The sequence below is a fragment of the Luteibacter sp. 1214 genome (assembly GCF_031455395.1).
GTDB lineage: Bacteria > Pseudomonadota > Gammaproteobacteria > Xanthomonadales > Rhodanobacteraceae > Luteibacter > Luteibacter mycovicinus.
The window spans coordinates 1,106,256-1,113,279 of record NZ_JAVDSQ010000001.1 but is presented as its reverse complement, the minus strand read 5'-3'; the positions used below and the strand labels follow the sequence as shown (position 1 = coordinate 1,113,279).

5 protein-coding genes are annotated in these 7,024 nt (G+C 65.0%); 2 read left to right on the top strand and 3 right to left on the bottom strand.

The genetic code is table 11. From position 1 onward, the window contains the following. Positions 1 to 118: 118 nt before the first annotated feature. Positions 119 to 1,816, bottom strand: a complete 1,698-nt coding sequence (locus J2X57_RS04660; RefSeq protein WP_036114608.1) for an AMP-binding protein — start codon at positions 1,814 to 1,816, stop codon at positions 119 to 121. A gap of 122 nt (positions 1,817 to 1,938) precedes the next feature. On the opposite strand from J2X57_RS04660, the gene J2X57_RS04655 reads away from it, so the two are divergent. Then, complete coding sequence (locus tag J2X57_RS04655) at positions 1,939 to 2,373, top strand: hypothetical protein (RefSeq protein WP_309864319.1); 435 nt, start codon at positions 1,939 to 1,941, stop codon at positions 2,371 to 2,373. Positions 2,374 to 2,452: 79 nt separating this feature from the next. Here the strand turns inward: J2X57_RS04655 and acnA are convergent, their stop codons facing one another. After that, positions 2,453 to 5,200 (bottom strand): aconitate hydratase AcnA, encoded by a 2,748-nt coding sequence (gene acnA / locus J2X57_RS04650; RefSeq protein WP_079522962.1) that lies wholly within the window; start codon positions 5,198 to 5,200, stop codon positions 2,453 to 2,455. Positions 5,201 to 5,430: 230 nt separating this feature from the next. Here acnA and J2X57_RS04645 point away from each other — a divergent pair, with 230 nt between their 5' ends. Next, on the top strand, positions 5,431 to 6,360 hold the full coding sequence (locus J2X57_RS04645; protein ID WP_309864316.1) for a LysR family transcriptional regulator: 930 nt from the start codon (positions 5,431 to 5,433) through the stop codon (positions 6,358 to 6,360). Positions 6,361 to 6,363: 3 nt separating this feature from the next. Here J2X57_RS04645 and hflD read toward each other — a convergent pair whose 3' ends face one another. Next, on the bottom strand, positions 6,364 to 6,990 hold the full coding sequence (hflD, locus tag J2X57_RS04640; RefSeq protein ID WP_043693098.1) for a high frequency lysogenization protein HflD: 627 nt from the start codon (positions 6,988 to 6,990) through the stop codon (positions 6,364 to 6,366). Positions 6,991 to 7,024: the final 34 nt, after the last annotated feature.

Sequence of the window (7,024 nt, the reverse complement as noted above, 5' to 3'; positions counted from 1 at the left end):
CCTCGGCTTTGACCGCTGCCGGAATTTTTCTATGAGCCATGATTCACCTCGCAGGAGATTTTGCTCCTACTTGGTGGTCCTGAAAAACCCGGCCATTACAGGCGCGCTCCTACACGTGTCAGGCTTTTGCGGCAGCGCGTTTCTTTCGGTCCTCGTCGCGCAACTCGCGACGGAGAATCTTGCCGACATTCGTCTTCGGCAGGCTGTCGCGGAATTCGATCTGCTTGGGACGCTTGTAACCGGTGAGGTTCTCGCGGCAGTACTCGCTGAGGGCTGCTTCGGTCAGTGAGGGGTCCTTGCGGACGACGAAGAGCTTCACCACTTCGCCCGAGTGCTCGTCGTCGATACCGACGGCGGCCACTTCGTTCACGCCGGGGTGGCGCGCGACGATGTCTTCGATTTCGTTCGGGTAGACGTTGAACCCGGAGACCAGAATCATGTCCTTCTTGCGATCGACGATGTAGACGTAGCCGTTCTCGTCCATCTTCGCGATGTCGCCGGTGCGCAGCCAGCCGTTGGCGTCGAGCACCTTGGCGGTTTCGTCGGGACGGTTCCAGTAGCCCTTCATCACCTGCGGGCCCTTGATGCAGAGTTCGCCGACTTCGCCGAAGCCGAGCACGTCACCGTCATCGGACCAGATCTGCACGTAGGTGGACGAGATGGGCAGGCCGATCGAGCCGTTGTATTCCTTCAGATCCAGCGGGTTGATGCAGGCGGCCGGAGACGTCTCGGTGAGACCGTAAGCTTCCGCCAGCGTCACGCCCGTCGTCTTCTTCCAGCGCTCCGCCACCGCGCGCTGCACGGCCATGCCGCCGCCGAGCGAGAGATGCAGGGCCGAGAAGTCGAGGTCGGCGAAGCCCGGCGTGTTGAGCAGGCCGTTGAAGAGCGTGTTCACGCCGGTGATGGCGGTGAAGCGCTCTTTCGAGAGCTCCTTGACGAAGCCCTTCATGTCGCGTGGGTTGGTGATCAGCAGGTTCATCGCGCCCATGCGCGTAAAGACCAGGCCGTTCGCCGTCAACGAAAAGATGTGATACAGCGGCAGCGCGGTGACGATGATCTCTTCGCCGGCCTTGGCCGAGCCGCTGATCCAGGCATCCGCCTGCAGCATGTTCGCCACCATGTTGCGGTGGGTGAGCATCGCGCCCTTGGCCACGCCGGTGGTGCCGCCGGTGTACTGCAGAAAGGCGATGTCGTCGTGACCGACTTCCACGGGCGGCAGAGCGTGCGACTTGCCGCGCTCGAGCGCGTCTTTGAAGCGGATGCTGGACGGCAACTTGTACGCAGGCACCTCCTTGCGGATGTGCTTGACGACGAAGTTGATGATGTTGCCCTTGGGAAACCCGATCAGGTCGCCGACGCCGGTGGTGATGACGTGGTGCACCTTGGTGCCGTCCAGGGCCTGCTGCACCGTCGCCGCGAAGTTGTCGAGGACGACCAGTGCCTTCGCACCCGAGTCTTCCAGTTGGTGATGGAGTTCGCGCGCCGTGTAGAGCGGATTGGTGTTCACTACCGTCAGGCCGAGGCGCAGTGCGCCGAACAGCACGATGGGGTACTGCAGGAGGTTGGGCAGCATGATCGCGATGCGATCGCCCTTGACCAGGCCGAGTTCGCCGGAAAGGTAGCCGGCAAACGCGGTCGAGAGTTCGTCGATCTGCCCGTAGGTCAGAACCTTGCCGAAGTTTTTGTAGGCGGGGCGGTCACGAAATTTCTTAAAGGATTCTTCGAAGACGGCCGCCACGGAGCGGTAGGCGTTGACGTCGATATCGGCGGGGATGCCGGCCGGGTAGTGGGCAAGCCAGGGACGTTCAATGCTCATGAATCGGACGCGCTCCGTAAAATGACTGTCGCACGGCACACGTCCCGTACGATGCGGCATTGGAGCATACGCGTGCGTATAGCGGCAAGCCGCAACGCAGCGTGAAATCAGCCGGAGAAACCATGAGATTGCCGTCGATCCTCGCCTTCGTTTTCACCCTTGTCATCGCGCTGGCCGGGTGTCATGGCACCCCGGACGACGAGCGGATTCGTGAGGCCATCGCGACGACGGCGGCGGGAGCCGAAGCGGGCAAGGCGTCCGACACGGTCGCCGCGCTTAGCGATGACTTCGACGGTAACGCCGGACAATTCGACAAGCGGGCGTTGTCGAACATGGTTCGCCTGTTCGCATTGCGCGGGCAGGGCATCCACGTGCTGATGGGGCCGGTGACGGTCGAGCCGCGTGGCGAGCGGAGCGTGGCGAGGTTCACCGTGACGCTTACCGCCAGTAGCGGCGTGTTGCCGGATAACGCGGGGGCGTATGACGTCGAGACGGGATGGCGTAAGGACGGTGGGGAGTGGCGCTGTTTTACGGCTAGCTGGAAGCGGGCGTTGTAGATGAGATCGCCAGCGGGGCTGGCTCCTGCAAGAGCGGCGCGATGCCTGCTCTGGCAGGAGCCAGCCTCCTGGTGGTGCTTTAAGCGGCCTTGGCCAGCTGACGCAGCACGTACTGCAGGATGCCGCCGTGGCGGAAGAACTCGCGCTCCTTCGGGGTCAGCAGCAGCACCTTCACGGTGAACTCCTTGACCGAACCGTCCGGACGCACGGCCTTGACCGTCGCCGTCTTCGACTCGCCGCCATTCAGGCCGGTGATGTCGAACACTTCGTCGCCCTTCAGACCGAGCGTCTGCGCGTTCTCGCCGTCCTGGAACTGGCAGGGCAGCACGCCCATGCCGACCAGGTTGGAGCGGTGGATACGCTCGAAGCTCTCGGTGATCACCGCCTTGACGCCCAGCAGCAGCGTGCCCTTGGCCGCCCAGTCACGCGACGAGCCGGTGCCGTATTCCTTGCCGGCGAGCACGACCAGCGGCGTACCGTCGGCCTTGTACTTCATGGCGGCGTCGTAGATCGCCATTTCTTCGCCGGTCGGGATGTACCGGGTGAAGCCACCCTCGACGCCGTCGAGCATCAGGTTCTTGATGCGGATGTTGGCGAAGGTGCCGCGCACCATCACGTCGTCGTTGCCGCGACGCGAACCGTAGGAGTTGAAGTCCTTCGGCTCGACGCCACGCGAGATCAGGAAACGGCCCGCCGGGCTGTCCTTCTTGATCGAGCCGGCCGGCGAGATGTGGTCGGTGGTGATCGAGTCGCCGAAGATGCCCATGGCGCGCGCACCGTGGATGTCTTCGATGGTGCCGGCTTCGGCGGACATGCCGTCGAAGTAAGGCGGGTTCTTGATGTAGGTGGAGTCATCCCACGCGTAGGTCTGGCCATCCGGCGAGGCGATCTGGTTCCAGCGGCTGTCGCCCTTGAAGACGTCGGCGTAGCTGTCCTTGAACATCTGCGGATTGATGGCGCCCGCGATGGCGTCGGAGATTTCCTGGTTGCTCGGCCAGATGTCCTTGAGGTACACGGGCTGACCGTCGCTGCCGTTGGCGATGGGATCCCTGGTCAGGTCGATGTTGAGCGTGCCGGCGAGGGCGTACGCGACCACCAGCGGCGGCGACGCCAGGTAGTTCATCTTGACTTCGGGATGCACGCGGCCTTCGAAGTTGCGGTTGCCCGACAGCACGGACGCCACGGCGAGGTCACCCTCGGCGATGCCCTTGCTGATCTCGGCCGGCAGCGGACCGGAGTTGCCGATGCAGGTGGTGCAGCCGTAGCCGACCACGTAGAAATTGACCTTTTCCAGCTCTTCGAGCAGGCCGGTCTTCTTCAGGTATTCGGTGACGACGAGCGAGCCCGGGCCGAGCGAGGGCTTCACCCACGGCTTGGAGGTCAGGCCGCGCGCGGCCGCCTTCTTCGCCACGAGGCCGGCGGCCAGCATGACGGCCGGGTTGGACGTGTTGGTGCACGAGGTGATCGCGGCGATCACGACGGAGCCGTCGTTGATGCGGAACGACTTGCCGTCCTTCTCGACCAGCACGCCGCCGTCTTCGCCGACGTTGTTGGCTTCGTTGCCGACCGCGGTGCCGCCGCCTTCATTGCTGAAGCTGGCTTCGCCGTGGCTCTTCGGCTTGCGGTTGGCGGTGAGCGGGCCGACCACGTCGAGGAAGCTCTGCTGCACGCCTTCGAGCAGTACGCGGTCCTGCGGACGCTTCGGGCCGGCCATCGACGGACGCACGTCGGCCAGGTCGAGTTCGAGCACGGTGGTGAACTCGGCTTCGGGCGTGTTGGCGTCGTGCCAGAGGTTCTGGGCCTTGGCGTAGGTTTCGACCAGCGCGATCTGCGCTTCGTCGCGGCCCGACAGGCGCATGTAGTTCAGGGCTTCCTGATCGATCGGGAAGATGCCGCAGGTCGCGCCGTATTCCGGCGCCATGTTGGCGATGGTCGCGCGGTCGGCCAGCGGCAGGTTCTGCAGGCCGCTGCCGAAGAACTCGACGAACTTGCCGACGACGCCGAGCTTGCGGAGCATCTGGGTCACGGTGAGGACGAGGTCGGTGGCGGTGACGCCTTCCGGCAGCTTGCCCTTCAGGCGGAAACCGACGACCTGCGGGATCAGCATGGACGACGGCTGGCCGAGCATGGCTGCTTCGGCTTCGATACCGCCCACGCCCCAGCCCAGCACGCCGATGCCGTTGATCATCGTGGTGTGCGAATCGGTACCGAAGACGGTATCCGGATAGGCGAACGACTCGCCGTCGACTTCATTGGTGAAGACGACGCGGGCGAGGTTCTCCAGGTTGACCTGGTGGACGATGCCCGTGCGCGGCGGCACGACCTTGAAGTTGTTGAAGGCCTTCTGGCCCCAGCGCAGGAACGAGTAACGCTCCTGGTTGCGCTCGAATTCGATGGCGACGTTCTCTTCCAGCGCGCTTTCCGAACCGAACGCGTCGACCTGCACCGAATGGTCGATGACCAGTTCGGCCGGCGCCAGCGGGTTGATCTTGTTCGGGTCGCCGCCGAGCTTGGCGACGGCGTCACGCATGGCGGCCAGATCGACCACGCAGGGCACGCCGGTGAAGTCCTGCAGCACCACGCGGGCGGGCATGAAGGAGATCTCGGTGTCCGGCTCGGCCTTGGCGTCCCATTTGGCCACGGCCTCGATTTCCTTCGAGGTGACGTTCACGCCGTCTTCCTGGCGGAGCAGGTTTTCCAGCAGGATCTTCATGGAGTACGGCAGGCGCTTGATGTCGTGCTGCGCGCCGAACTTGGCGAGGCTGGCGATCGTGTGGCGCTTGCCGTTGACTTCGATGCTGTCTCGTACCGAGAACGAATCTTTCATGCTGTACTCCTGGCGTGACGTTCTTTAGCTGGGGAGGCCTGGAGAAACCCCGCAGGGGTTCCGCCAAAGCGTCGATTATCGCGCAGTCCGCCGCCCCTGTGCGACCGCCACGAGTCTGGCGTCGGGCTAGAATGGCGGGCTTCGGGGCAGGGCCGGGCGATGATTCGGCGGCGAAAGGATGGAGCGGTAAGCGGATGGGCGCAAACGTATTTGATGGCACGCAGCGTTCGATGATTTCGATGGCCCTGTCGTCGGTGTCGCTGCGCGACCTCGCGCTGGTCCAGGCGGTGGCGCGCGAAGGCAGCTTCACCAGCGCCGCGCGGGCCATGTACATCAGCCCGTCCGGGCTCTCGCATCAGGTGCAGAAGGTCGAGCAGGCCCTCGGCGTCCCCTTGTTCGAGCGCGGTGGCCGGCGGGTCGTTCCGACCGTCGGCGGCCAGCGCCTGCTGGGTTATATCGAGGCCGTGCTGGGGTCGGCCGAACACCTGGAGCACGCCGCGCGTGCCGGGGACGTGGCGTTTGGCGGGGAATTGCGCCTCGGCGTGCCGTCCACGCTGGGACCGTATCTGCTGCCGCATTTCATCGAGCCGTTCCCGCAGCGTTTTCCTGGCGCGCGGCTGACGATCTCCGAGGGCAAGCCACGCGGGTTGCTGCGCCGCCTTCACGAAGGCGAGCTCGATGCCGTGCTGGCGCCGCCGAGCACGACCGCCACCGGACTCGAATCCGCGGCGTTGTTCTTCGAGCCGTACGAGCTGATGCTGAACGCGTCGCATCCGCTGGCGGGACGGGCCTCCGTGGCGCTCACCGCCCTCGATGCCGCCGATGCCACCCTGATGGCCGAGAGCCATGGCAATGGCGTGTCGGATCTTGGCATGGCCGGCGCGGCGCGGCCGGAGCGGATTCAGGACCTGAGCCTGGAAAGCCTGGCGTCGCTGGTGGCGATGCGCGGCGGCTACACCCTGGTGCCGATTCTTGCGCACGAGCGGCTGGGGTCGATCCGTAACGTGGTGCTGGCGCAGGTGGAGGGGGCACGACCGGGCCGTCATATCGCGCTTTACTGGCGGAGTGCCACGCCATGGCGTGAGGATCTGAACCGGTTCGGGGACTTGTTGCGGGAGCTGGCGGGGTCGATTCCGGGCCTGGATGCGGCCGCTTCGTAGCCTTTAACCCCCGTCGTCCAGCGTGGACCCCGTCAGCAACCCCCTCGCCAGCATCGCGCATTGCTTGCGATAGATCAGCAGATGCCACTGCCGCCCGCCGATCTGGTGGTACAGCACCGCCGACCGCACAGCCGCCAGTAACGACGCCCGCACCCGATCCACGTTCGGCTTCTGCTGCAGGTGCGTCGGGTTGCCGGTCACCATCACGCGCGGCTTCAGCGTCGACAGGGTGGTCGAATAGACCTCCGCCAGCCGCGCCGCGACATTCGGGTGCTCGATCCCGAAATGCTCCACCTGCCGCTGCGTGGCGACGATGCCCTCGCGCAGGCGATCGAGCAGACCGCGATGGCGCGACAACGAGCGCTCCAGCCGCAGCACGGTGATCGCCATCCGCATCACCGCGATATCGCGGGTCTCGTCCTCGAACTGAGCCACGAGGGTGCGCAGGCCACGGCGCACACCGCTGACGCCGCCATAGACGGACGCGACGGAATCCGCGTCGATACGGAACACGCTACCCACGCTCGCCTCGAATGCGGCATCTTCGCAACGGCCTTCGGTAGCCAGTTGCTGGGCCAGTGAGGCACCCTGGAAAACCCCCGCGAGGGCGAGGACGCGTTCTTCGTTCATGGGTAAAGCCTGGAAAAAATGAGAGGGGATCGCG